Below are 22,545 nucleotides of genomic sequence, written 5' to 3' on the forward strand. Positions count from 1 at the left end.
CGCCTGTCGACGGCGACCCTACTTCGCCGTCATATCGATCACTTCGAAATCGTGGGTGATCGCAGCGGTCTTGGCCAGCATCGCGGAGGCCGAGCAGTATTTCTCGATCGAAAGATCGATCGCCCGCTTGACCTTGTCGCTGGAGAGCGCCTTGCCCTTGACGACGAAATGCATGTGGATGCGGGTGAAAACCCTGGGCTCGGTTTCGGCCCGGTCGGCGTCGAGCTCGACCACGCAGTCCTCGACCGCCTCGCGGCCCTTTTCGAGGATATGCACCACGTCATAGGCCGAACAGCCGCCGGTGCCGATCAACACCAGCTCCATTGGGCTCGGCCCCGGCGTTTTACCTTCCGGTCCGAACGCAGTCCCCAGCACGACCTTGTGGCCCGTGCCGGATTCGCCGACGAAGGTGCGTTCCTCGACCCATTTGATGCGTGCTTTCACCTGAAACATCCTTTCGCCGCAACACTGTCCATGCCTGGGACTAGAGAAGAGTTCACGGGCCGCTACGCGCGACCCCGAAGACCACGTCGTGCATGACCCTGCCCGGCAACAGCGTGAAGATGCCGGCGCCGACCAACGCAAAGACATACAGCGCAATCATCGCCTTGCGGTGCTTGGCGACGCGGTGATTGCGTGCATGCCAGACCGCCAGCGGCACCGTGACCAGCACCAGGATCGACAAGAGATTGATCGGGCTGAAAGGGCCAAGGAGCCGTATCTGCTGGATCCAGAAACTCGAGATGGCGACGGCCAGCATCAGCGCCGCCCAGAGATAGCCCATCGCGCGGTGGCGCAGCGTGCCTTTCGGCAGCGCCAGCTGCGCGCCGCCTATCGCCAGCGCGGCAAAAGCCGCAAACGCATGCCATGGGATCGGAGGACGTGCCGATAGGAGCGGTCCGAGCGACATCGCGCCCTCTCCTCAGATGCCCGTCACGCCCGTGTCGATGCTCAGAACGGAATTTCGTCGTCCAGCTCGCGCGAAGAACCGCCGCCACCGCCGCCCTTGGAAGCGCCGCCGCCGCGATTGAAGCTTTCGCCCGGGCTGGACTGGCCGAAATCGGAGCCACGGCTGCTGCCGCCGGAATAGCCGCCGACCTGGCCGCCCTCGCCCTGTCCGCGCGCGTCGAGCATCTGCAATTCGCCGCGGAACTTCTGCAGCACGACTTCCGTCGTGTATTTGTCGGCACCGGTCTGGTCCTGCCACTTGCGGGTCTGCAGCTGGCCCTCGACATAGACCTTCATGCCCTTCTTCAAATACTGCTCGGCGACCTTGGCGATCCCCTCATTGAAGATGACGACGTTGTGCCACTCGGTCTTTTCCTTGCGCTCGCCGGAATTCTTGTCGCGCCAGCTTTCCGACGTGGCGATGCGGATGTTGACGACCGGCTCGCCCGAATTCAGGCGACGGATTTCCGGGTCTGCGCCGAGATTGCCGACCAGAATGACTTTGTTGACGCTACCCGCCATGATATTTCTCCGCGCTCGTCCGAAACAAATTTTTGTCGCAGCACCTTACAGGTTGCCGACAGTCGCCGCCTGCTAAGGCTGGCTTTTCCCACAAGGTTTTTGTTCTCTTTTCGTTCTACACGCATTACTGCCGATTGTCAAGGAATGGCAGCAATGCTGGAAGCCTACATATGGGTTTCAAAACAGCCCTTGCCAAACCAATAAGTATCGACTTATGCTTTTGTCATGATCGAAGCCGAGATTTTCCGAGCCCTGGCCGACCCTACGCGCCGCGCCGTCTTTGAGCGTTTGGCAACAAGCGAGATGAGCGTGTCGGAACTGCGCAGCGGCATGACGGTGTCGCAGCCGGCCGTGTCGCAACATCTGGCGGTTTTGCGCGGAGCCGGCCTCGTGACCGAGCGGCGCGCCGGCCGCAACGCCTATTATCGCGCCGATCCGCGGGGGCTTACACCCCTGCTCTCCTGGATCGAACGCTACCGGGCCTTCTGGCCGGATCGCATCGAAAGGCTGAAGGCGGTTTTGAAGGACATGGACCAATGAAGCACGAAAGCCAAACGGAAGCCGCTCTCGATGCGATCGAGTTCGAGTACGACCTCGCCGAGCCGCCGGAAAAAGTATGGCGGGCGCTGACGGTGCCGGAACTGCTCGCGGCCTGGATGATGCCGAACGATATCAGGCCGCAGACCGGCAGCCGTTTCGCTTTCGCCGGGCCGGAGGCTGCGATCGAATGCGAAATCCTTGACGCCGAACCCGAACGGCTGCTGCGCTATTCCTGGCGCGAGCAGCCGGGCGATGCCAGGCAGGACGCGCTCGACAGCATCGTAACCTTCACGCTCGCCCGCACCGTTTCCGGCGGCACGCATCTGCGCATCGTCCATGACGGCTTTGCCCGCAAGGCAATGCCCGCTGTTGCCACGGCGGGTGCCGGATGCCGGCTTTCGCTGGGACTGCGCGGGCCCGCGAAACCCGTCGCCGCGAACACATCTTTGCCGATGCTGCGCGCGGCCTGACCAGGACAATGGAGAAGATTATGAGCGGTGTTGCCAATCTGGTGCCGATGGTGATCGAGCAATCGAGCCGCGGCGAACGCGCCTTCGACATTTTCTCGCGGCTGCTGCGCGAGCGCATCATCTTCATCAACGGCGAGATCAACGACGACACCTCGGCGCTGGTCTGCGCACAGCTTCTATCGCTGGAATCGGACAATCCCGACAAGGAGATCTCGCTCTACATCAACTCGCCGGGTGGCGTGGTGACCAGCGGTTTCGCCATCTACGACACGATGCAGTACATCAGCTGCCCGGTGTCGACCGTCTGCATGGGCTTTGCCGCTTCGATGGGATCGTTCCTGCTGATGGCGGGTTCGCCGGGACGCCGCATTTCGCTGCCCAACGCCACCATCCTGCTGCATCAGCCGCTGGGCGGTTTCCAGGGCCAGGCCTCCGACATCCAGCGCCATGCCGAGCGCATCGGCCAGACGAAACGCCACATGACCGAACTCTATGCGCAGCATTGCGGACGCAGCTACGAAGAGGTCGAGCGAACGCTGGACCGCGACCACTTCATGACCGCCCGCGAAGCCCAGGCGTGGGGCATCGTCGACCACGTCTTCGACACACGCAAAAAGGCGGCGTGAATCCGGTTGCCGAAGATTTGACGATGGCTGTCTGGTTCCGTCGGCGCCACATGACTATAAATGAGGAATGGCCTACCTTCTTCCGTCCAGAACTTCACACCGCATCGCCATTGCGATGCTCGCCATTGCCGGCCTGGTGTCCGGCACGGCACGCGCCGAAGACAACTCGCCACGGAAAGGCGCCCTGCCCGGCGTGAGCAGCGAGTATCGCATCGCCAGGCCGGCTCCGCAGCCCGAGTCCGACGACGCGTTCCCCAGCAACGGCGACGGCCAGTTCAAGATCGGCGACACGGACGTCAGGATTTCCGGCAGCATCACTGTCGATGTCGGCGCAGGTTCGATCAAGCCCTCCAACCGGTGACATCAGCCGGAGGGTTTGCGATTCATCTTCTCAAGGTCCGCGCTATTGGGCGGGCACGCTTTTGGAGATCATCTCGCCTAAAAGAATAGCCCCGCCGTGCTTTGCGCAAACGGACGGGGCTTCTCTGGATTTAAAATCCAATCTCTTGCCGGGAATATACTGCCGGCGTTTGATTTCGGATGCTTCGCGGTGTTCAGCCGACGATCCGACTAGCAGTCTCTGATTTTAACGGTACGGCAGGTTCATGGTTTGCCTGGCGGCGAAACCGCCAACTCTTGGCACTTATGCCCGCCGCGGCTCCATCGCGATGTGGAGCCCTTTGTGATGGTCAGGTGGCGTCATGCTCCGCTCCTTTGTCCATTGCGTCCTGTCGTCGTCCCGAAGCTCAAATCGCAAATGCCTGCGGCGTCTCGCAGGCCGCCCCTGGGCGGCGAGGCCATCGAAAGACGGCCGGCTTCGGTTGACGTCTGGAGTCTGCCCCCCTCTGTCGGGGACGTCAACCGTTCAAATAGGCTGATTAAAAAATGTGATCGAACCTCATGCACCAGGGCTCCATGCACAGCTTTTGTCAGGAGCATGTTCGGCCTTTGTTCTTTCTGCTTGCCCCTTCGCGCGAAAGACGGTTAAACGCTTCTGTCGGGAGTTGTGGCGTCTCTCGACGTGGCGGCAAAAAAACCTACATAAGGGATGGCCGGGAAAAGCCCGCCAATCCCACGAATTCCAGATCTGAGGCGGCGACCGGCTATGGCCGACCATAAATTTCTTTCCATTCGCGGGGCGCGCGAACACAATCTCAAGAACGTCGATCTCGACCTGCCGCGCGACAGCCTGATCGTCATGACCGGCCTGTCGGGCTCCGGCAAGTCGTCGCTCGCCTTCGACACCATCTATGCCGAAGGCCAGCGCCGCTACGTCGAGAGCCTGTCGGCCTATGCCCGGCAATTCCTCGAAATGATGCAAAAGCCGGACGTCGACCAGATCGACGGCCTGTCGCCAGCCATCTCCATCGAACAGAAGACCACGTCCAAGAACCCGCGTTCGACGGTCGGCACCGTCACCGAGATCTACGACTATATGCGGCTTCTGTTCGCGCGTGTCGGCGTGCCCTATTCGCCGGCCACCGGCCTGCCGATCGAAAGCCAGACGGTTTCGCAGATGGTCGACCGGGTGCTGGCGGTCGAGGAAGGCACGCGCCTGTTCATCCTGGCGCCGATCGTGCGCGGCCGCAAAGGCGAGTACCGCAAGGAATTGCTGGAGCTGCAGAAGAAGGGATTTCAGCGCGTCAAGGTCGACGGCGTCTTCTACGAGATTGCCGACGTGCCGGCGCTGGACAAGAAGTACAAGCACGACCTCGACGTCGTCGTCGATCGCATCGTCGTGCGCGGCGATCTCGCCACCCGGCTTGCCGACTCCATCGAGACCGCGCTCAAGCTCGCCGAAGGACTGGCGGTGGCCGAGTTCGCCGACAAGCCGCTCGACGCCAGCCAGACCGGCGAGGATTCGGTCAACAAGTCGAAGAACGAGACGCATGAGCGCATCCTGTTCTCCGAAAAATTCGCTTGCCCGGTGTCCGGCTTTACCATTCCGGAGATCGAGCCCAGGCTGTTCTCGTTCAACAACCCGTTCGGCGCCTGCCCGACCTGCGACGGTCTCGGCAGCCAGCGCGCCATCGATCCCAATCTCGTCGTACCGGATGAGAACCTGTCGCTGCGCGACGGTGCCGTCAGCCCATGGGCGAAATCGACCTCGCCCTATTACGTGCAGACGCTTGAGGCGCTGGGCAAGGCTTACGGCTTCAAGCTCGGCGACAAGTTCAGGGATTTGAGCGTCGAGGCTCAGGAGGCGATCCTGCGCGGCACAGGCGAGCGCGAGATCACGTTCCAGTATGATGACGGCCTGCGCTCCTACAAGACGACCAAGACTTTCGAGGGCGTCATCCCCAATCTCGAGCGGCGCTGGAAAGAGACCGAATCCGCCTGGATGCGCGAGGAGATCGAGCGCTTCATGTCGGCCACGCCTTGCCCGGCCTGCAAGGGGTATCGGTTGAAGCCCGAGTCGCTGGCGGTGAAAATCGCCGGCAAGCACATCGGCGAGGTCACCGAACAGTCGATCCGCAACGCCGACCAGTGGTTCACCGACCTGCCGGCGCAGCTCAACGACAAGCAGAACGAGATCGCGGTCCGCGTGCTGAAGGAAATCCGCGAACGGCTGCGCTTCCTCAACGATGTCGGGCTCGACTATCTGACGCTGTCGCGCAATTCCGGCACGCTGTCGGGCGGCGAGAGCCAGCGTATCCGGCTCGCCTCGCAGATCGGCTCCGGCCTCACCGGCGTGCTCTATGTGCTGGACGAGCCGTCGATCGGCCTGCACCAGCGCGACAACTCGCGCCTTCTCGATACGCTGAAGCACCTGCGCGACATCGGCAACACGGTCATCGTCGTCGAGCATGACGAGGACGCCATCCTGCATGCCGACTATGTCGTCGACATGGGGCCGGCCGCCGGCATTCATGGCGGCGAGATCATCGCCCAGGGCACGCCGCAGCAGGTCATGGCCAATCCCAATTCGATCACCGGCAAATACCTGTCGGGCGAACTGGAGGTGGCGACGCCCAGCGTGCGGCGCGAAGCGAAGAAGAACCGGCGCCTGAAAATCGTCGGCGCGCGCGGCAACAATCTGAAGAACGTCACCGCCGAAATCCCGCTCGGCACCTTCACCGCCGTCACCGGCGTGTCGGGCGGCGGCAAGTCGACCTTCCTGATCGAGACGCTGTTCAAGGCGGCCTCCCGCCGCATCATGGGCTCGCGCGAGCATCCGGCCGAGCATGACCGCATCGAGGGCCTCGAATTCCTCGACAAGGTCATCGACATCGACCAGTCGCCGATCGGCCGCACGCCGCGTTCGAACCCGGCCACCTATACCGGTGCCTTCACGCCGATCCGCGACTGGTTCGCGGGCCTGCCGGAAGCCAAGGCGCGCGGCTATCAGCCGGGGCGCTTTTCCTTCAACGTCAAGGGTGGCCGCTGCGAGGCCTGCCAGGGCGACGGCGTCATCAAGATCGAGATGCACTTCCTGCCCGACGTCTACGTCACCTGCGACGTCTGCCACGGCAAGCGCTACAACCGTGAGACGCTCGACGTGCTGTTCAAGGGCAAGTCGATCGCCGATGTGCTCGACATGACCGTCGAGGAAGGCGTCGATTTCTTCGCCGCGGTGCCCGGCGTGCGCGACAAGCTCGACACGCTGAAGCAGGTCGGCCTCGGCTATATCCATATCGGCCAGCAGGCGACGACGCTGTCGGGCGGCGAGGCGCAGCGCATCAAGCTCGCCAAGGAACTGTCGCGCAAGGCGACCGGCAAGACGCTCTACATCCTCGACGAGCCGACCACCGGCCTGCATTTCCATGACGTCGCCAAGCTTTTGGAAGTGCTGCACGAGCTGGTCGACCAGGGCAACACGGTGGTCGTCATCGAGCACAATCTCGAAGTGATAAAAACCGCCGACTGGGTGCTCGACCTCGGCCCCGAAGGCGGCGACGGCGGCGGCGAACTCGTCGCCTCCGGCACGCCGGAAGCGATCGTGCGCGAAAAGCGCAGCTACACCGGCCAGTTCCTCAAGGAATTGCTGGAGCGGCGCCCCGGAGGCAAGCGCGAAGCGGCGGAGTGATGGGCGGCCCGCTTGGCGCCTGGAGAGCTTTTGAATGACAATCAGAAGAGCGCTTGCCGGTGATCTCCAGGCTATCGTCTCACTGACGGAAGCCGCCTACGCGCCCTACACCGCGCTGTTCGGCGCACCGCCGATCCCCGTCACCGAGGACTATGCGCCGCGCATCGCGCGCGGCGAGGTCTGGCTCTTGGAGAGCGGCGGTGAACTTGCCGGGCTGCTCACTTTGGAGCGGCATGACGATCACGCGATGATCTTCTCCGTCGCTGTTGCCCCCGAGTTCCAGGGCAAGGGGTTCGGCATCACGCTCCTCAAACACGCGGACGAACAGACCCGCCTGTGGGGCTTGCCCGAGATGCGGCTCTACACCAATGCAAGGATGGAGCGAAATATCGCGCTTTATCTGGCCTATGGTTTCCACGAAACGGGTCGCCGGCCCAATCCCTACCGGCCGGGATGGGTGCTCGTCGATATGGCCAAAGCCGTCGACGAAATCACGATGGCCTGATTTTTCTGAATTCGGCCAGGCTTTTGAATCGGGAGGACGACAATGAGCAAATCGGGAACAATCCGCGCCGGCATGGGCGGCTGGACCTTCGAGCCGTGGGATACGTCCTTCTATCCCGAAAAACTCTCCAAGGCGAAGCAACTGCAATATGCCACTCGGCAGGTGCCGAGCATCGAGGTCAACGGCACCTATTATTCCAGTTTCAAGGAGCCGACCTTCGTCAAATGGGCCAACGAGGCCCCTGACGGTTTCGTTTATTCGCTGAAGGGCAACCGCTTCGTCACCAACCGGCGTGTGCTTGGTGAGGCCGGCGAGTCGATGATGCGCTTCCTCGGCTCCGGCGTCGCCGCGCTCGGCGAAAAGCTCGGGCCGATCCTATGGCAGTTCGCGCCGACCAAGAAATTCGATGCGGACGATTTCGAGGCTTTTTTGAAACTGTTGCCGGAAAGCCAAGACGGCGTCGCGCTGCGCCATGCGCTCGAAGTGCGCAACGACAGCTTTGTCGTGCCGGAATTCGCCGCGCTCGCGCGCAAATACAAGGCGGCGATCGTCTATGCCGATCACGCCAAATATCCTGCGATCGCCGATATCACCGGCGATTTCATCTACGCCCGGTTGCAAACCGGCAGTGACGACAATCCCGACTGCTACACGCCAAAGGGCCTCGACGAATGGGCGGCGCGTGCAAAGGTCTGGGCGGAGGGCAAGGTACCGGCCGACCTGCCGCGCGCCGATCCCAGCACCGATGCGCCGGTCCAGCCGCGCGACGTGTTCATCTACTTCATCACCGAAGGCAAGGTGCGCGCGCCGTTCGGGGCAATGGCATTGATGAAGCGGGTGACGGCCTAAGCTGCAAGCCTTGTGGCTATATTCATCTGCTAGGTTACCTGCGTCAGCAGCCTCTGTCGGAACCTCAGGGGCGTCATGACCGTTTTGCCGGGGTGGTTCCCGCGGGAGCTAACGCTGCTGCATTGGGAGAACCCGAGAAAAGCGAGGAAAGGATGGCTGTCATCCTTATCGGAGCGTTGCTCATCGTCGCCGGCGTTGTGTACATGGCGGGCGCGGCCCTCAAGCGCGGACGGCTCAGCGATCCCGCACCTGTAACTTCGGATCGACCTATGCCAAACCTCGCAACACCGGGACCGACGCTCGAGCCACGCCGGCGGGGCCTCGGTTTCCTCGGCCTGTCACAGAATTGGCCGGGACTGCTAATGATGGCGATCGGCGCCATCCTGCTGTTGTCGACGATAGTCCTCTAAGGCAGCGCAATCTCGGCGTCTTCGCCTCCATCGTAACCTTATCGATACTTCCTTACGTCATGAATCCAGCCACGCTAGGTTGCAGAGGCCGCCGCGGGCAAGGACGAGGGGCATGTCGCTCGACTACAACTCACTTCTGCTGGCAGTTGGTTTTTCCGCTGCCTGCCTGAGCCTGACGTTGTTCGGAACGTGGCTGACCGCGCGCACCGACAAATTCCTGCTGACATGGGCGATCAGCGCATTGCTGGTGGTCTGCGATATCTTCACCTACGACGCCTACATCGACACGCCCGGGCGTATCCTCGGCATGGCCACCTTCGCTCTGCTGCTGGTCAGCTTCTCGATGATGCTTGGTGCCTCCTACCAGTTCAGAAGCGGCGGCTCGCCAATCCCCAGGATCCTGATCGGCAGCGGCATTTCGCTTGCGGTGGCGCTGCCGCCGATGGCGCTTGGCTATGACGGGCTCGGCTTCATGTTCGAGAATCTGTTCGCCGCGCTGCTTCTGTTCGCCACGGCCACCGAATACTGGAAAGGCCGCGCCGAGGCCCCTGCCCTGACGATCGGTGCCGCGGCCCTCTATTCCGCCACCGCCCTATCTTTCCTGCTGTGCGCCGCTGTCCTGGCCTGGGATGGCAAGCTGATCCTCGGCCATGCGCCGAGCAACTGGGCCGAGGATTTGAGCCTTGTCGTCGTCATTGCCTCGATGACGGGCATCGGCGCGCTGTCGCTGGCCCTCAACCAGGGCCGCCTGGCCAGACATCACCGCCGCAACGCCCTGACCGATCCGTTGACCGGCCTGCTCAACCGCCGTGCGCTGTTCGACCTTTTCGGCGATTCTCCGGTCGGCGCCTTCACCGCGGTAGTCGTGTTCGACCTCGACAGTTTCAAGGCCATCAACGACGAATTCGGCCACGCGACTGGCGACGAGGTGTTGAGGGTGTTCGCCAGGGAGCTCGCCTGCAATCTTCGCCCAGCCGACATTGCCGCACGCATGGGCGGGGAGGAATTCGCGCTTGTGTTGAAGCGGACCTTGCCCGAAACGGTGGAGAATACCGCCGAAGCCATACGGACCTCGTTCGCGGCGCGCCGCATCGAAACCGAAGCGGGATCCCTGACATGCACGGTCAGCGCCGGGTATGCCTTCGGCAGCAAGGAAGGCCTCAACTTCGACAAGGTGCTCAGCGCCGCCGACAAGGCGCTCTATGCCGCCAAGCGCGGTGGCCGCAACCGCGTCTCTCCATTCCGGCGCGCAGGCTGATGCTGTCGCCCAGAACACGAAAGGTCATCGAACGAACCTTCGCATGGACGACGCGCTGACGGCGCCTCGTACGCGACTATGAAGCTCATCGGGTCCGTCGGAATCGTGGGAGCTTTTCCCAGGGAAGCGGCGCGCGAGCGGGCGGCCCGGGCACGACGGAGTCGATAGCGACCCGCAATGCCCCGCCTGTGGTCGAGAGCAACGAGGGCGGCTTATGCCGCCAAGACGATTTCATTGAAGGTATCGAGATCGACGTAAAAGACCTTGGTGATTTCCTCGATCAGTTCGTCGCGGTCGTACCCTTGGGATCTCAGGATGTTGATGGCGGTGATGATGTCGACGCGCTCCGTGAGCCGCCGTTTCTGGTAGTCCTCGACGTAACGTTCCATGGCTGTCCCTTAGCCTGTGTGCCCAAACGCGTTGAACGACAGAGATCGCAGAGGGAAGCTAGGAATGCATGCTTGCGCGGAACTTGCCCGCCCGGGCCCGCGTCCCTCGATCTGCGATAAACCAGACTGATACGGAAGCGGCCGACTCACAAAAGCCAGGAAAAGATTAGCATGCAGCCCCGGGTGCACCAGAGACGCGGATGGTTGGGTCGGAAATATTGTGCCAGCGACTTCGGATCCACCTGAAGCCCAGCGCCGATTCTACACCGTCAGGAATTTCCTGACATCGGCACGGTCCAGATCTTCCGCCGGCCCGGTATGGACGATCAGGCCACGGTCCATGATGTTGACCTCGTCGGCGAGCTCGCGGCAGAAATCCAGATATTGCTCGACCAAAAGCACGGCAATGCCGGCCTGGTCGCGCAGATAGCGGATGGCGCGGCCTATGTCCTTGATGATCGACGGCTGTATCCCTTCCGTCGGCTCGTCGAGCACCAGCAGCTTCGGCCGCATCACCAGCGCCCTGCCGATCGCGAGCTGCTGTTGCTGGCCGCCGGAAAGATCGCCGCCGCGGCGGCCCAGCATCTGCTTCAGCACGGGAAACAGCTCGAACACATGCGCCGGCACGTTGCGGTCGACGCGCTTCAAAGGCGCGAAGCCCGATTCCAGGTTCTCGCGTACGGTAAGCAAGGGAAAAATCTCCCTGCCCTGCGGCACGAATGCGATGCCCGACCGGGCGCGATCATACGCCGCGCTCCGGTCGAGCGCCTTCCCCTCGAAGGCAACGCTTCCGCTCGTCAGCCGGTGGTGGCCGACGATCGATCTCATCAAACTGGTCTTGCCGACGCCGTTGCGGCCGAGCACGCAAGTGATCTTGCCGGCACCCGCCTTCAGCGACACGCCGCGCAGCGCCTGGGCGGCGCCGTAGTGGAGCGTGGCATCGGAAACTTCGAGCATGTCAGCGCCTTCTCCAGAACCTGAGAAAAGACAGATCGAAGCGATGGAATTGAACCCGCCAGACCATGCTCATCTCCCCAGATAGACTTCGACGACGCGCTCGTCGGCCGAAACGAAATCGAGTGTGCCTTCGGACAGCACCGAGCCCTCGTGCAGGCAGGTGACCTTGACGCCGAGCTCGCGCACGAAATGCATGTCGTGCTCGACGACGATGACCGAATGGTCGCGCGCTATGTCCTTGAGCAGCCGCGCCGTTTCCTCGGTTTCGGCATCGGTCATGCCGGCGACCGGCTCGTCCACCAGCAGCAGCTTCGGATCCTGCGCGAGCAGCATGCCGATCTCGAGCCACTGCTTCTGGCCATGGCTGAGATTGGCGGCCATTTCTTCGCGCTTGTCGCCGAGCCGGATGATGCCGAGAATGTCGTCGATCTGCCGCGCCTCCGCAGCCGAGCGGCGGTGGAACAGCGCCGGGAAAATCGAGCGCGGCCCCTTCAGTGCCAGCATCAGGTTTTCCTCGATCGTGTGGCTTTCGAACACGGTCGGCTTCTGGAATTTGCGGCCGATGCCCATCATGGCGATCTCGGCCTCGTCATGCTTGGTGAGATCCACCTGACCGTCGAAGAACACTTCGCCCTCGTCGGGCCGCGTCTTGCCGGTAACGATGTCCATCATCGTCGTCTTGCCGGCGCCGTTGGGACCGATGATGGCGCGCATCTCACCCTTGTCGAGCACCAGCGACAAATTGTTGATGGCGCGGAAGCCATCGAAAGAAACCGAGACGCCGTCGAGATAAAGGATGGTGTTCGACTTCGACATGGTCGCTCACTCCGCCGGCTGCGGTTCGGGGCTGGACGAAGACCATTCACCCGGCTTTGTCGCCGCGCTGCGAACGATCTTCCGCGGCGGCGGCGGCGGCATCTCAGGATCGGTGCCAGCCTCCTCGGCCAGCGAAGCCGCACGCAACGCCCTGGCGTTGCCGCGCCAGGAATCCCACATGCCGATGATGCCCTTCGGCAGGAACAGCGTGACGGCGACGAACATGCCGCCCAGTGCAAACAGCCAGAATTCCGGCAGCACGCCGGTGAACCAGGATTTGCCGGCATTGACCAGCAGCGCGCCGACAATCGGCCCGACAATGGTGCCGCGTCCACCGACGGCAGCCCAGATCACCACCTCGATCGAATTGGACGGTTCGAACTCGCCCGGATTGATGATGCCGACCTGCGGCACGTAAAGCGCGCCGGCAATGCCGGCCATGACGGCCGAGACGGTGAAGGCGAACAGTTTCACATTTTCCGCCCGCCAGCCGAGGAAGCGTGTGCGGCTCTCGGCGTCACGCACGGCCATAAGCAGCTTGCCGTATTTCGAACCGACGATCGCCCAGGTGATGAAGACCGCGAGTGCCAGGATCACCGCGCTGGCGGCGAACAGGGCCGAACGCGTCGCATCGGCCTGTACGTTGAAGCCCAGTATATCCTTGAAATCGGTCAGGCCATTATTGCCGCCGAACCCCATGTCGTTGCGGAAAAAGGCCAGCAGCAGCGCATAGGTCATCGCCTGGGTGATGATCGAGAGATAGACGCCGGTGACGCGGCTGCGGAAAGCGAACCAGCCAAAGACGAAGGCGAGCAGGCCCGGCACCGCAAGCACCATGATGGCGGCGAACCAGAAATGGTCGAAACCGGTCCAGAACCACGGCAACTGCTTGTAGTTCAGGAACACCATGAAGTCTGGCAGGATCGGGTTGCCGTAGACGCCCCGCGAGCCGATCTGGCGCATCAGATACATGCCCATCGCATAGCCGCCGAGCGCGAAGAAGGCGCCGTGGCCGAGCGAAAGGATGCCGCAATAGCCCCAGACGAGGTCGAGCGCGAGCGCCAGCAACGCATAGCAGAGATACTTGCCGGTCAGCGCCACGATGTAGGACGGGATGTAGAACGCGCTGGCCGGCGAAACGGCCAGGTTGAGCAGCGGCACGATGATGGCCGCCGCCAGCAGGATGAGGATGGTGATGGCGATGCGGCGGTCCGCGCCGGTGGCGAAGAAGCGTCCTGACATCATGCTTCCACCGCCCTGCCCTTGAGCGCGAACAGGCCGCGCGGGCGCTTCTGGATGAACAGGATGATCAAAACCAGCACGACGATCTTGCCGAGCACGGCGCCGGCATAGGGCTCGAGGAATTTGTTGACGATACCGAGCGAGAAGGCGCCGACCAGCGTGCCCCACAGATTGCCGACACCGCCGAAGACGACGACCATGAAGCTATCGATGATGTAGCCGCGGCCGAGATTGGGCGAGACGTTGTCGATCTGGCTGAGCGCGACGCCGGCGATGCCGGCAATGCCGGATCCGAGCGCGAAGGTCAGCGCGTCGACCCAGGGCGTCCTGATGCCCATCGAAGCGGCCATGCGCCGGTTGGCGGTGACGGCGCGCATTTGCAGGCCCCAGGGCGTGCGCTTCATCACATAGAGCAGCACGGCGAAGACACTGAGCGCGAAGACCAGGATCCAGAGACGGTTCCAGGTGATGGCCAACTGGCCGACGTCGAACGAACCCGACATCCAGGAGGGATTGCCGACCTCCTGGTTGGTCGGCCCAAAAATGCTGCGCACGGCCTGCTGCAGGATCAGCGAGACGCCCCATGTCGCCAGCAGCGTTTCCAATGGGCGTCCGTAGAGAAAACGGATGACGCCGCGCTCGATGATGAGACCAACGAGGGCTGAGACCAGGAAGGCCAGCGGCAGCGCGATGACCAGCGACCAGTCGAACAAGCCTGGAAAGGAAGTGCGGATCACCTGCTGGACGACGAAGGTCGTATAGGCGCCGAGCATGACCATCTCGCCATGCGCCATGTTGATCACGCCCATGACGCCGAAGGTGATGGCAAGGCCGATAGCGGCAAGCAGCAGCACCGAGCCGAGCGAAATGCCGTACCAGATGTTCTGGCCGGCATCCCAGAATGCCAGCGTCGAATTGATGTTGGCGATAGCCGCCGTCACGGCTTCCTTCACGACGCCCGAGGCGTTCGCCTCGACCGAGGTGAGCAGCGAAACCGCGTCGCGGTCGCCCCTTGCGCCGATCAGCGCCACCGCGGCGAGCTTGTCTGCGTCCGGCCGGTCGGAGACCAGCACGGAGGCGGCGCGGGCCTGTTCGAGCAAGGCCTTGACGCTCGCGACCGTCTCGTTGGCGATCGCCGTGTCGAGCGGCTCGATGTTTGAGGCATCCGGCGTCTTGAACATTGTATCGGCGGCGGCGATGCGCGCGGCCGGATCCTTGGCGCCGAGCGTCAGCGTACCCAGTGCATCGCGGATGACGCGCCGCAAAGTGTTGTTGACCTTGATCTTGGTGATACCGTCCTTAGCCGCTTCGCCGGACGCTTCGCCGCTCAGCGGGTCGAAAAGCTCGACGCTTTCGCCGGCTTCCTTGCCGACGAACACCAGGGAATCGGCCTTGCGGACATAGAGGTTGCCGTCGGCAAGCGCCGATAGCGGCCGTTCGACGGCGGGATCGCCGGTGGCGGCCAGTTCGTGAACCACGGCTCCCGTGGCGGAAAACCCGGTGGCCGTGGCGAACTTGGCGACGATGGCGCGCAGATCGGCTTCATTGGCATTCGACGGCAAAAGTGTCGCCAGCAGCAACACCAGCATCAGGCCAATCATGCGAATCGATGTCATCGGCTTCGGGTAGCTCCGGGGCTGTTGATTTCGCGCCCGGGCGGGCTTGGAGGAGGAAGCCCGCCCGAAGCGCTTGCGGTCCCGGGCCGTGGCGTCGCGGCCACGGCCCGGTCAGACCGGGAGGATCAGTTCGTGCCTTTGCCGCCGCACTTGCCGGTGGCGACATTGAAGTTGCCGCAGGACAAAGGCGCGCGCCAATCGGAGATCAGGTCCTTGGAATCGGGCAGATAGTCGGACCACTCATCGCCCATCACCAGGCCCGGCGTGCGCGAAACCGTCTCGAACTGGCCGTCGGCCTGGATTTCACCGATCAGCACCGGCTTGGTGATGTGGTGGTTCGGCATCATGGTCGAATAGCCGCCGGTCAGGTTCGGCACGGAAACGCCGACCATCGCATCGATGACCTTGTCCGGATCGGTGGTGCCGGCCTTCTCGACCGCCTTCACCCACATGTTGAAGCCGATATAGTGGGCTTCCATCGGATCGTTGGTGGTGCGCTTGTCGTTCTTGATGAACTTGTGCCAGTCGGCGATGAACTTCTTGTTCTCGGGCGTATCGATGCTCTCGAAATAGTTCCAGGCGGCGAGATGGCCGACCAGCGGCGCGGTGTCGAGACCGGCAAGCTCTTCCTCGCCGACCGAGAACGCCATGACCGGGATGTCCTCGGCCTTGATGCCCTGGTTGCCGAGTTCCTTGTAGAACGGCACATTGGCGTCGCCATTGACCGTCGAGACGACGGCGGTCTTCTTGCCGGCCGAGCCGAACTTCTTGATTGCCGAGACTTCGGTCTGCCAGTCGGAGAAGCCGAACGGCGTGTAGTTGACCTGGATATCCTCGGCCGCGACGCCCTTGGCCTTCAGGTAAGCTTCGAGGATCTTGTTGGTGGTGCGCGGATAGACGTAGTCGGTGCCCTCGAGCACCCAACGCTTCACCGAACCGCCGTCCTCGCTCATCAGATAGTCGACGGCCGGAATGGCCTGCTGGTTCGGCGCCGCACCGGTGTAGAACACGTTGCGCTCGCTTTCCTCGCCCTCATACTGGACGGGATAGAACAGGATATTGTCGAGTTCGGAGAACACCGGCAGCACCGATTTGCGCGACACCGAGGTCCAGCAGCCGAACACGGCCGCCACCTTGTCCTTGGAGATCAGCTCGCGCGCCTTTTCGGCGAATAGCGGCCAGTTGGAAGCCGGATCGACGACGACGGCTTCGAGCTTCTTGCCGAGCAAGCCGCCCTTGGCGTTCTGCTCGTCGATGAGCATCAGCATGGCGTCCTTCAGCGTCGTCTCCGAAATCGCCATGGTCCCCGACAGCGAATGGAGGATGCCGACCTTGATCGTGTCCTCGGCCGCCTTGGCGGGAGCGGACACCATCAGGCTGGCGGCGACCACGCCAGCCGAAAACATTTTTGTTATTGTCAAGAAATTACCCCTCATGCCTAACACTCCCAAACTGGTTGATTGCATCGCAACAATACGAAGCAACCCCCATGCCAACTGCCGATCCAACGCGTCTTCGAGGCAGATAATCGAACGCAATCAAAGGCTTGAATATTAGCAACACATAAAGAAAGAGGTCCGGTCAAGAATCGATTGCGGGAAATTTGCGCAGCACACACCGCTTATGCCTAATTTTCGTACAAATTTTTCCGGTGCCTAGATTTTGACCCGACTCCTCGGGTCGCAAATGACAAATGTTGCGGCAAGGCACAGAAATAGGGCAAGCTCGCCGTTCAACCGGACGACGTCATGGCATCCTGGATTTCCCGCCTTTCTATTGCCCGCATTGCTCTTGGCATCCTGCTTCCGACGACAGCGACCGGCGATGCACGCGCCGACTTCAGTGACGGAAAGATGCCCGACGGCACCTATCACTGCGAAGTCTACTTGCTCGGCATGTTCCTCAGTCTCGGCGACATCACCATCAAGGGAAATGTCTATAGCGGCCCAGTCACGTTTGGGGCGGCACGGCAGGGTTACAACTACCAGATGGACGCAAACGGCGTGATCTCATGGCTGGGACCGCTCGGCGGCTATACCACCGGCGGCAACTCGCTCTCGCTGACCCAGGCAACGCTGGATGGCCAGAACCCGCCCTCCTTCGACATCATCATGAAGCAGCCCGACGGCGCCTTCACCGCCTCGACTTGTACGAAGAACTGAGACGCCGAGAAAAAGAAGACGCGGAACCTCGTCGGGTTCCGCTCCGGCAATCGGCAGGGCATGGAAGGCCGGATGGCGCCGAAGCGGGAAACGGCCTGATCAGTGATTTCTAGGATTCAAGCACATCCTTGACGATGGTCGCCAGCTGCTTGAGCGAAAACGGCTTCGGCAGGAAGCCGAAATGCGCGTCCGCAGGGAGGTTCCTGGCGAATGCGTCCTCGGCATAGCCGGACACGAAAACGAATTTGATGTCGGGCTGGCGCTTGCGCAGTTCGCCGAGCAGCGTCGGCCCGTCCATTTCCGGCATCACCACGTCCGAAACGACGATATCGACTTTGCCGCCGAGCGCTTCGAACACTTCCAGTGCCTCGACGCCCGAAGATGCCTCGTGCACGGTATAGCCGCGCGAGATCAGTGCCCGCATGCCGCCCATGCGCACGGCATCCTCGTCCTCGACCAACAGCACCGTGGCCGACCCGGACAGGTCCTTGGCGGTATCGGCCGGCTTGACCGGCGCCGCGGCCGGCGCTTCACCGGCTTCGCTGGCCTTTTTCGCCTCAGCGATGTGACGCGGCAGGAAGATGCGGAAAACGGTCCCTTTGCCGACCTCGGAATCGCAGAAAATGAAGCCGCCGGTCTGCTTGATGATGCCGTAGACCATGGACAGGCCAAGGCCCGTGCCCTTGCCGACTTCCTTAGTGGTGAAGAACGGCTCGAATATCTTCTTCAGCACGTCCGGCGCGATACCGCTTCCGGTATCCTCGACTTCGGCCACGACATAGTCTGCCGCGGCGAGTTCGCGGTAGGGGAAGGTCTTGCACTCCTCGGCGGTCACGTTGCGGGTGCGCACGGTGAGATCGCCGCCGGCCGGCATCGCGTCGCGCGCATTGACCGCCAGATTGACCACCACCTGCTCGAACTGCCCGATATCGACCTTGACCGGCCACAGGTCGCGGCCATGGTCGATCTTCAGCTTGATGTCGTTGCCGACCAGGCGGGCAAGCAGCATCCTGAGATCGGCGAGCACGTCGGTCAGGTTGAGCACTTCCGGCCGCAGCGTCTGCTTGCGCGAGAAGGCCAGCAACTGCCGCACCAGCGACGCCGCCCGGTTGGCGTTCTGCTTGATGTTCATGATGTCGGGGAAGGACGGGTCCGACGGCCGGTGGTTGGTCAAAAGCAGGTCCGACGCCATGATGATGGCGGTCAGGACATTGTTGAAGTCGTGGGCGATGCCGCCGGCAAGCTGGCCGACCGCCTGCATTTTCTGGCTCTGGGCCATCTGGCCTTCAAGCGCTTTCTGTTCGGTCGTGTCGACGGCGTAGACGATGGCCGACTCCTCGGCGCCCTCGCCGCCGGTGCCGTCGGCGACGGCGTTGACATAGAAACGGATGTGCCGCTCTTCATTGCCGGGCAGCAGCGTGTCGATCGGCTCGATATCGGCCTGCCGCTGCCGTGCCTTTTCGAATGCCGCGGCAAAGGCCGGCCGGTCGCGTTCATGGATCACCGTATCGAGCCGCACGCGGCGATCCACGGCATCCCGGTCGACGACCGAGGAAAACAGCGACAGGAACGGCGCGTTGGTGCGCAGGATGCGCCCGCTGGCATCGACGCCGGCGATCGCCATCGGCGTCGAATTGAAGAAGCGGGTGAAGCGCACCTCCGAGGCGCGCAGATCGGCCGAGGCATCCTCGCCTTGCGTGCGATTGAGCACGATCGTGCGCGTCGGGCCGCCAATGCCTTCGCGGCTGGCCGAAACGCGGTGCATGAAGCGCACCGGCAGCGCCTCGCCCGTCATCGTCGTCAGGTCGAGATCGATGACCGCGTTGCGGGTCGTGCCGGGATCGGCCTTGACCGAGCGCACCAGCGCCATGCCGTCGCCGGCGACGATATCCGGCAAGGTCACGGCGCCTGGCGTGAAGCTGGCGAGATCGATGCCCAGCCATTCGGCGAGCGTGGCGTTGATATAGGTGACGCGGCCGTCCTGGTCGGCGGAAAAGAAGCCAGCCGGAGCGTGATCGAGGTGATCGATGGCTTTCTGCAAATCGAGGAAGAAGCGCTCCTGTTCGGCTCGCTCCTGCGAAATATCGGCGAGTTGCCAAGCCAGCATCGGCAGGCGTTGGCCCGGAATGTTGAAGGCACGGGCACGGGCGCGATACCAGCGGGCGCCGGGCTCGGCCCCGGGCCGGATGGACTGCGCCAGCCGGAACTCGCCGTCGCCTGGCTGGCCGTCGCGCAGGCCGGATGCCAGCCGGTAGATGGTCACGGAGGCTTCAGGCACGTCCGAAAGCAAGCCTTCGACGGTCTTCAGGTCGGCGGCCGAAGAGGCTCCGGTCATGTCGGCATAGGCGCGGTTGGCGTAGACGACGCGCCCCTTGGTATCCGTGACGAGGAGGCCCTGCGACATCGAATCGACGAATGCCTTCGACAATTCGTCACCGGTCGAGCGAGGCGTGATCTGCACGAAGCCGATCGCGGTCGCGAACAGGAAGCCGACGCCGATCATCGCCAGCACGCCGAGCATGCCGAGCAGGAAAGGATCGCCGAGGCGCTCGCGGAAAATGCCGAAGACGACCGCGGCCCCTGTCAGGACGATGATGAAGATGATGAGCCGGGTGACCGCGCCCGGTCGCGTGTTCTGATCGACGATCGGTACCGGATAGAAATCGCCGCGCACTTCCTTGGCCATGTGCCCCCTGCTCGTGAAGTCCGGTGTTCTGGCACTCGCCCCAATTGCGCCGGCACCCACCCCAACCGGGTTGAATCATATTCTCCCGGTCCGGAAAAGGCCCGCGTGGCAAATGTCAGATAAAAATGATGTCTGCCGGCCTTCGAGTGTTTCAAGCTGTTCACGAAGCGTGAAAGGCAACTTGCGGTCGCACGCCGCAACGGTCTAGTGTCGCCTCTCTTTCCAAACCGATCAGGGGGAACCAATGCTGCAATGGCTGGATAGCGTAGCTGGTCCCGGTTATGCCGCGGCGCTCCTGTGGACCTTCGCCGCGCTGATCCTGCTGGTCATCGTTCTCGTCATCGTCAAGCTCGTCCGCAACCTGACTTTCGGCACCTTTGTCGCCGGCGGCAGGAACCGCAAGACACGCCTGGCGGTCATGGACGCCACCGCCGTCGATAGCCATCGCCGGCTGGTGCTGGTGCGCCGCGACGATATCGAACACCTGCTTCTGATCGGCGGCCCGACGGACGTCGTCGTCGAACGCGATATCCGTCTTGCCGCGCCGCGCCGTCCGGCACTGACCGGAGACAGCGGCTTGCAGCCCGTTCCGGCCGCAGCCGCCCCGGCGGCAAGGCCGCGTGCGCCTCAGCCTGCTCCGGCGCCGGCAAGACAGGCGCCGGCTCCACAACCGGTGAACGCGGCGCCGCCGCCTGCACGCCCGCGCCCTGCGGCACCGCCGCCGGCGCCGGCGCCGAAGCCCGCGCCGCACAGCTATCAGCCGACGAATGTCACGCCGTTGCCTGCCTATGGCTCCGCCAACGCCAATTCCGTGAGGCACACGCCGCCGCCGACGCCCAAGCAGGACAGCGTCGACGACGCGCTGATGCAGGAACTCGAGGTTTCACTGGACCAAAACCATTCCGGCGGTCCGGCAAACAGCCCGGCGGCCAAGACGCCGCCATCGCTCGACGATGAGATGACCAGGCTTCTGGGCGAACTCTCCAGCCAGAAGAGATGATCGGTTCGGGAGCCGCCTCACCAGACAGTTCGAATTCAGTGCCGGACAGTTCAAATTCGGCGCCAAACAGTTCGAATTCGGCGAATGTGATTCCGCGCGTGGATCGATGCGTCACGCAAAAATGGCCGGGTTTCCCGGCCATTTTGATACCAATATCGCTGCAACCGGCTTGAACGCGAGCCAGAAACGACGCGTCAGTCGTCGCGATAGACTTTTTCGCGGCGTTCATGCCGCTCCTGCGCTTCGATCGACAAGGTAGCGATCGGACGGGCATCGAGCCGCTTCAGCGCGATCGGCTCGCCGGTTTCCTCGCAATAGCCGTAGGTGCCTTCGTCGATGCGCTGCAGCGCCGAATCGATCTTTGCGATAAGTTTCCGCTGACGGTCGCGGGCCCTGAGCTCGATGGCGCGGTCTGTTTCCGAAGAGGCGCGATCGGCGAGATCGGGATGGTTGGCGTTTTCCTGCTGCAGGATTTCGAGGGTTTCGCGCGCTTCGCGCAATATGTCGCTCTTCCAGGTGACGAGCTTCAGGCGGAAGTAAGATTTCTGCCGCTCGTTCATGAACGGCTCGTCTTCGGAGGGTACGTAATCGGCGGTAACGGCATCGTTCATTCGACTCACCCAAACAGCCCCAAATTCCGCGCCTATATATTCGCGGTCCGACGCCCGCACAAGCGCAATTAGCCGCCGGGTCACGCAATTGTTAATCTGCGGCCGCGGGGCTGTTTAAAGGGACGCGGCCAAGTCCCTACACGCCAAATCTTGTGATGCTGCGAGCCGTGCTTTGCAAAAGACGGTCGGAATTTGCGCATCCCTGCGCGATTACCTCTTTTCTCGCCGGCGTCCATGATTCGAGGCTCTCGGGAGCAAGAACCATTGTGCGCGAACCAGTTCTCGTGGCTAATCGCCGGGCGGTTTCGGCCCTGGTCGTCGTTGGAGGTTGGGTGAGCAGGCTTTATCTTCTGAGACACGCCAGGGCCGGTTGGGCGCTGCCCGGCATGCGTGATTTCGATCGCCCGCTCGATGCATCCGGCCGCGCCGAAGCCGAGAGGATGGGAGCGGCCATGCGCTCACGCGTCTATGTGCCGGACCTGACGCTGTGCTCCAATGCCAGACGCGCCAAGGAGACGCTCGAAGGCTTGGCCGGGGAGACCGACACAGGCAAGGTGCTGTTCTTCGACACGCTCTACAGTGAAGACGCCGGCGGCTATCTCCGCCTCATCCGCGACCACGGCGGACCCGGTTCATTGCTGGTCATCGGCCACAATCCGATGACGGAGGATCTCGCCATGGCGGTTTCGGGCGACGGCGACGAGACGGCGCGGGCCATGCTCAATCACGGCTTTCCGACCGCTGGCCTGGCCGTCATCCGATTCGAAGGCGATCTGGCGAAGGCCTCCCAGGGCACCGGCTATCTCGAAGCCTTCCTGACGCCGGCCGATCTCTGATGTCAATTCCCGGCGCCATTTCAAAGCCGGGCTCCAGAGCCTATATCGGACGGACCGAAGCCCGAGAGAGCATGT

23 protein-coding genes are annotated in these 22,545 nt (G+C 62.8%); 12 read left to right on the forward strand and 11 right to left on the reverse strand.

Annotated features, from left to right (window positions below; genetic code table 11):
* Positions 1–18: 18 nt before the first annotated feature.
* The 3 genes from NKI49_RS07595 to NKI49_RS07605 are packed head-to-tail and all read right to left on the reverse strand — an operon-like array spanning position 19 to position 1,470.
* Positions 19–444 carry an OsmC family protein gene (locus NKI49_RS07595; RefSeq protein ID WP_352599241.1) on the reverse strand — a complete coding sequence of 142 codons (426 nt, stop codon included), beginning with the start codon at positions 442–444 and terminating at the stop codon, positions 19–21.
* 52 nt (positions 445–496) lie between these two features.
* Positions 497–910, reverse strand: coding sequence for a DUF2306 domain-containing protein (locus tag NKI49_RS07600; protein ID WP_352599239.1), 414 nt, complete (start codon positions 908–910; stop codon positions 497–499).
* A 41-nt stretch (positions 911–951) separates the two neighbouring features.
* The gene (locus tag NKI49_RS07605; protein ID WP_027025171.1) at positions 952–1,470 is read right to left on the reverse strand and encodes a single-stranded DNA-binding protein; all 519 of its coding nucleotides are present in this window, start codon (positions 1,468–1,470) and stop codon (positions 952–954) included.
* 225 nt (positions 1,471–1,695) lie between these two features.
* Here NKI49_RS07605 and NKI49_RS07610 point away from each other — a divergent pair, with 225 nt between their 5' ends.
* The 9 genes from NKI49_RS07610 (at position 1,696) to NKI49_RS07650 (ending at position 10,155) form a co-directional block, all read left to right on the forward strand.
* Positions 1,696–2,010 (forward strand): ArsR/SmtB family transcription factor, encoded by a 315-nt coding sequence (locus tag NKI49_RS07610; protein WP_352599236.1) that lies wholly within the window; start codon positions 1,696–1,698, stop codon positions 2,008–2,010.
* Complete coding sequence (locus tag NKI49_RS07615) at positions 2,007–2,480, forward strand: SRPBCC family protein (RefSeq protein WP_352599234.1); 474 nt, start codon at positions 2,007–2,009, stop codon at positions 2,478–2,480. The genes NKI49_RS07610 and NKI49_RS07615 overlap by 4 nt, the downstream gene beginning before the upstream one ends.
* Positions 2,481–2,500: 20 nt before the next feature.
* On the forward strand, positions 2,501–3,106 hold the full coding sequence (locus NKI49_RS07620; protein ID WP_027025174.1) for an ATP-dependent Clp protease proteolytic subunit: 606 nt from the start codon (positions 2,501–2,503) through the stop codon (positions 3,104–3,106).
* 67 nt (positions 3,107–3,173) lie between these two features.
* Positions 3,174–3,467, forward strand: a complete 294-nt coding sequence (locus tag NKI49_RS07625) for a hypothetical protein (protein ID WP_352599232.1) — start codon at positions 3,174–3,176, stop codon at positions 3,465–3,467.
* 744 nt (positions 3,468–4,211) lie between these two features.
* Positions 4,212–7,133 carry an excinuclease ABC subunit UvrA gene (gene uvrA / locus NKI49_RS07630; RefSeq protein WP_352599230.1) on the forward strand — a complete coding sequence of 974 codons (2,922 nt, stop codon included), beginning with the start codon at positions 4,212–4,214 and terminating at the stop codon, positions 7,131–7,133.
* 34 nt (positions 7,134–7,167) lie between these two features.
* A complete protein-coding gene (locus tag NKI49_RS07635) occupies positions 7,168–7,638 on the forward strand; it encodes a GNAT family N-acetyltransferase (RefSeq protein ID WP_352599228.1) in 471 nt (156 codons plus the stop codon).
* Positions 7,639–7,680: 42 nt separating this feature from the next.
* A complete protein-coding gene (locus NKI49_RS07640; protein WP_352599226.1) occupies positions 7,681–8,487 on the forward strand; it encodes a DUF72 domain-containing protein in 807 nt (268 codons plus the stop codon).
* A gap of 152 nt (positions 8,488–8,639) precedes the next feature.
* Positions 8,640–8,897 carry a hypothetical protein gene (locus tag NKI49_RS07645; RefSeq protein ID WP_352599224.1) on the forward strand — a complete coding sequence of 86 codons (258 nt, stop codon included), beginning with the start codon at positions 8,640–8,642 and terminating at the stop codon, positions 8,895–8,897.
* 112 nt (positions 8,898–9,009) lie between these two features.
* The gene (locus NKI49_RS07650; protein ID WP_352599222.1) at positions 9,010–10,155 is read left to right on the forward strand and encodes a GGDEF domain-containing protein; all 1,146 of its coding nucleotides are present in this window, start codon (positions 9,010–9,012) and stop codon (positions 10,153–10,155) included.
* Positions 10,156–10,367: 212 nt separating this feature from the next.
* Here the strand turns inward: NKI49_RS07650 and NKI49_RS07655 are convergent, their stop codons facing one another.
* From NKI49_RS07655 to urtA, 6 genes are all read right to left on the reverse strand, one after another.
* On the reverse strand, positions 10,368–10,544 hold the full coding sequence (locus tag NKI49_RS07655) for a hypothetical protein (protein WP_352599220.1): 177 nt from the start codon (positions 10,542–10,544) through the stop codon (positions 10,368–10,370).
* A 261-nt stretch (positions 10,545–10,805) separates the two neighbouring features.
* On the reverse strand, positions 10,806–11,501 hold the full coding sequence (gene urtE, locus NKI49_RS07660) for an urea ABC transporter ATP-binding subunit UrtE (protein ID WP_352599218.1): 696 nt from the start codon (positions 11,499–11,501) through the stop codon (positions 10,806–10,808).
* A 69-nt stretch (positions 11,502–11,570) separates the two neighbouring features.
* A complete protein-coding gene (gene urtD / locus NKI49_RS07665; protein WP_352599216.1) occupies positions 11,571–12,317 on the reverse strand; it encodes an urea ABC transporter ATP-binding protein UrtD in 747 nt (248 codons plus the stop codon).
* A gap of 6 nt (positions 12,318–12,323) precedes the next feature.
* On the reverse strand, positions 12,324–13,562 hold the full coding sequence (gene urtC, locus NKI49_RS07670) for an urea ABC transporter permease subunit UrtC (RefSeq protein ID WP_352599214.1): 1,239 nt from the start codon (positions 13,560–13,562) through the stop codon (positions 12,324–12,326).
* On the reverse strand, positions 13,559–15,175 hold the full coding sequence (urtB, locus tag NKI49_RS07675; protein WP_352599211.1) for an urea ABC transporter permease subunit UrtB: 1,617 nt from the start codon (positions 15,173–15,175) through the stop codon (positions 13,559–13,561). The genes urtC and urtB overlap by 4 nt, the downstream gene beginning before the upstream one ends.
* A gap of 125 nt (positions 15,176–15,300) precedes the next feature.
* On the reverse strand, positions 15,301–16,611 hold the full coding sequence (gene urtA, locus NKI49_RS07680; RefSeq protein WP_352599209.1) for an urea ABC transporter substrate-binding protein: 1,311 nt from the start codon (positions 16,609–16,611) through the stop codon (positions 15,301–15,303).
* 312 nt (positions 16,612–16,923) lie between these two features.
* On the opposite strand from urtA, the gene NKI49_RS07685 reads away from it, so the two are divergent.
* The gene (locus tag NKI49_RS07685) at positions 16,924–17,337 is read left to right on the forward strand and encodes a hypothetical protein (protein ID WP_352599207.1); all 414 of its coding nucleotides are present in this window, start codon (positions 16,924–16,926) and stop codon (positions 17,335–17,337) included.
* Between the two features lie 109 nt (positions 17,338–17,446).
* On the opposite strand, the gene cckA is transcribed toward NKI49_RS07685, so the two are convergent.
* Complete coding sequence (gene cckA / locus NKI49_RS07690; protein ID WP_352599205.1) at positions 17,447–20,023, reverse strand: cell cycle histidine kinase CckA; 2,577 nt, start codon at positions 20,021–20,023, stop codon at positions 17,447–17,449.
* 247 nt (positions 20,024–20,270) lie between these two features.
* Here cckA and NKI49_RS07695 point away from each other — a divergent pair, with 247 nt between their 5' ends.
* Complete coding sequence (locus NKI49_RS07695; protein WP_502899488.1) at positions 20,271–21,023, forward strand: hypothetical protein; 753 nt, start codon at positions 20,271–20,273, stop codon at positions 21,021–21,023.
* Between the two features lie 194 nt (positions 21,024–21,217).
* Here NKI49_RS07695 and dksA read toward each other — a convergent pair whose 3' ends face one another.
* Positions 21,218–21,634 (reverse strand): RNA polymerase-binding protein DksA, encoded by a 417-nt coding sequence (gene dksA / locus NKI49_RS07700; RefSeq protein WP_352599201.1) that lies wholly within the window; start codon positions 21,632–21,634, stop codon positions 21,218–21,220.
* A 332-nt stretch (positions 21,635–21,966) separates the two neighbouring features.
* Between dksA and NKI49_RS07705 the strand changes: the two genes are divergently transcribed.
* Positions 21,967–22,470: a SixA phosphatase family protein gene (locus NKI49_RS07705; protein WP_352599199.1), complete on the forward strand. Its 504-nt coding sequence runs from the start codon at positions 21,967–21,969 to the stop codon at positions 22,468–22,470.
* Positions 22,471–22,545 lie beyond the last annotated feature (75 nt).

Origin of the sequence: Mesorhizobium sp. M0587, from assembly GCF_040320945.1 — a bacterium.
Lineage (GTDB): Bacteria > Pseudomonadota > Alphaproteobacteria > Rhizobiales > Rhizobiaceae > Mesorhizobium.

Excerpts from the sequence above, each read along its gene's own strand:
- urtA (WP_352599209.1), bottom strand. The coding sequence starts at position 16,611 with ATGAGGGGTAATTTCTTGACAATAACAAAAATGTTTTCGGCTGGCGTG.
- NKI49_RS07600 (WP_352599239.1), bottom strand. The coding sequence starts at position 910 with ATGTCGCTCGGACCGCTCCTATCGGCACGTCCTCCGATCCCATGGCAT.
- urtE (WP_352599218.1), bottom strand. The coding sequence starts at position 11,501 with ATGCTCGAAGTTTCCGATGCCACGCTCCACTACGGCGCCGCCCAGGCG.
- NKI49_RS07640 (WP_352599226.1), top strand. The coding sequence starts at position 7,681 with ATGAGCAAATCGGGAACAATCCGCGCCGGCATGGGCGGCTGGACCTTC.
- NKI49_RS07620 (WP_027025174.1), top strand. The coding sequence starts at position 2,501 with ATGAGCGGTGTTGCCAATCTGGTGCCGATGGTGATCGAGCAATCGAGC.
- NKI49_RS07655 (WP_352599220.1), bottom strand. The coding sequence starts at position 10,544 with ATGGAACGTTACGTCGAGGACTACCAGAAACGGCGGCTCACGGAGCGC.
- NKI49_RS07615 (WP_352599234.1), top strand. The coding sequence starts at position 2,007 with ATGAAGCACGAAAGCCAAACGGAAGCCGCTCTCGATGCGATCGAGTTC.
- NKI49_RS07625 (WP_352599232.1), top strand. The coding sequence starts at position 3,174 with ATGGCCTACCTTCTTCCGTCCAGAACTTCACACCGCATCGCCATTGCG.
- NKI49_RS07605 (WP_027025171.1), bottom strand. The coding sequence starts at position 1,470 with ATGGCGGGTAGCGTCAACAAAGTCATTCTGGTCGGCAATCTCGGCGCA.
- NKI49_RS07610 (WP_352599236.1), top strand. The coding sequence starts at position 1,696 with ATGATCGAAGCCGAGATTTTCCGAGCCCTGGCCGACCCTACGCGCCGC.
- uvrA (WP_352599230.1), top strand. The coding sequence starts at position 4,212 with ATGGCCGACCATAAATTTCTTTCCATTCGCGGGGCGCGCGAACACAAT.
- urtD (WP_352599216.1), bottom strand. The coding sequence starts at position 12,317 with ATGTCGAAGTCGAACACCATCCTTTATCTCGACGGCGTCTCGGTTTCT.
- NKI49_RS07635 (WP_352599228.1), top strand. The coding sequence starts at position 7,168 with ATGACAATCAGAAGAGCGCTTGCCGGTGATCTCCAGGCTATCGTCTCA.
- cckA (WP_352599205.1), bottom strand. The coding sequence starts at position 20,023 with ATGGCCAAGGAAGTGCGCGGCGATTTCTATCCGGTACCGATCGTCGAT.
- urtC (WP_352599214.1), bottom strand. The coding sequence starts at position 13,562 with ATGATGTCAGGACGCTTCTTCGCCACCGGCGCGGACCGCCGCATCGCC.
- dksA (WP_352599201.1), bottom strand. The coding sequence starts at position 21,634 with ATGAACGATGCCGTTACCGCCGATTACGTACCCTCCGAAGACGAGCCG.
- urtB (WP_352599211.1), bottom strand. The coding sequence starts at position 15,175 with ATGACATCGATTCGCATGATTGGCCTGATGCTGGTGTTGCTGCTGGCG.
- NKI49_RS07650 (WP_352599222.1), top strand. The coding sequence starts at position 9,010 with ATGTCGCTCGACTACAACTCACTTCTGCTGGCAGTTGGTTTTTCCGCT.
- NKI49_RS07645 (WP_352599224.1), top strand. The coding sequence starts at position 8,640 with ATGGCTGTCATCCTTATCGGAGCGTTGCTCATCGTCGCCGGCGTTGTG.
- NKI49_RS07685 (WP_352599207.1), top strand. The coding sequence starts at position 16,924 with ATGGCATCCTGGATTTCCCGCCTTTCTATTGCCCGCATTGCTCTTGGC.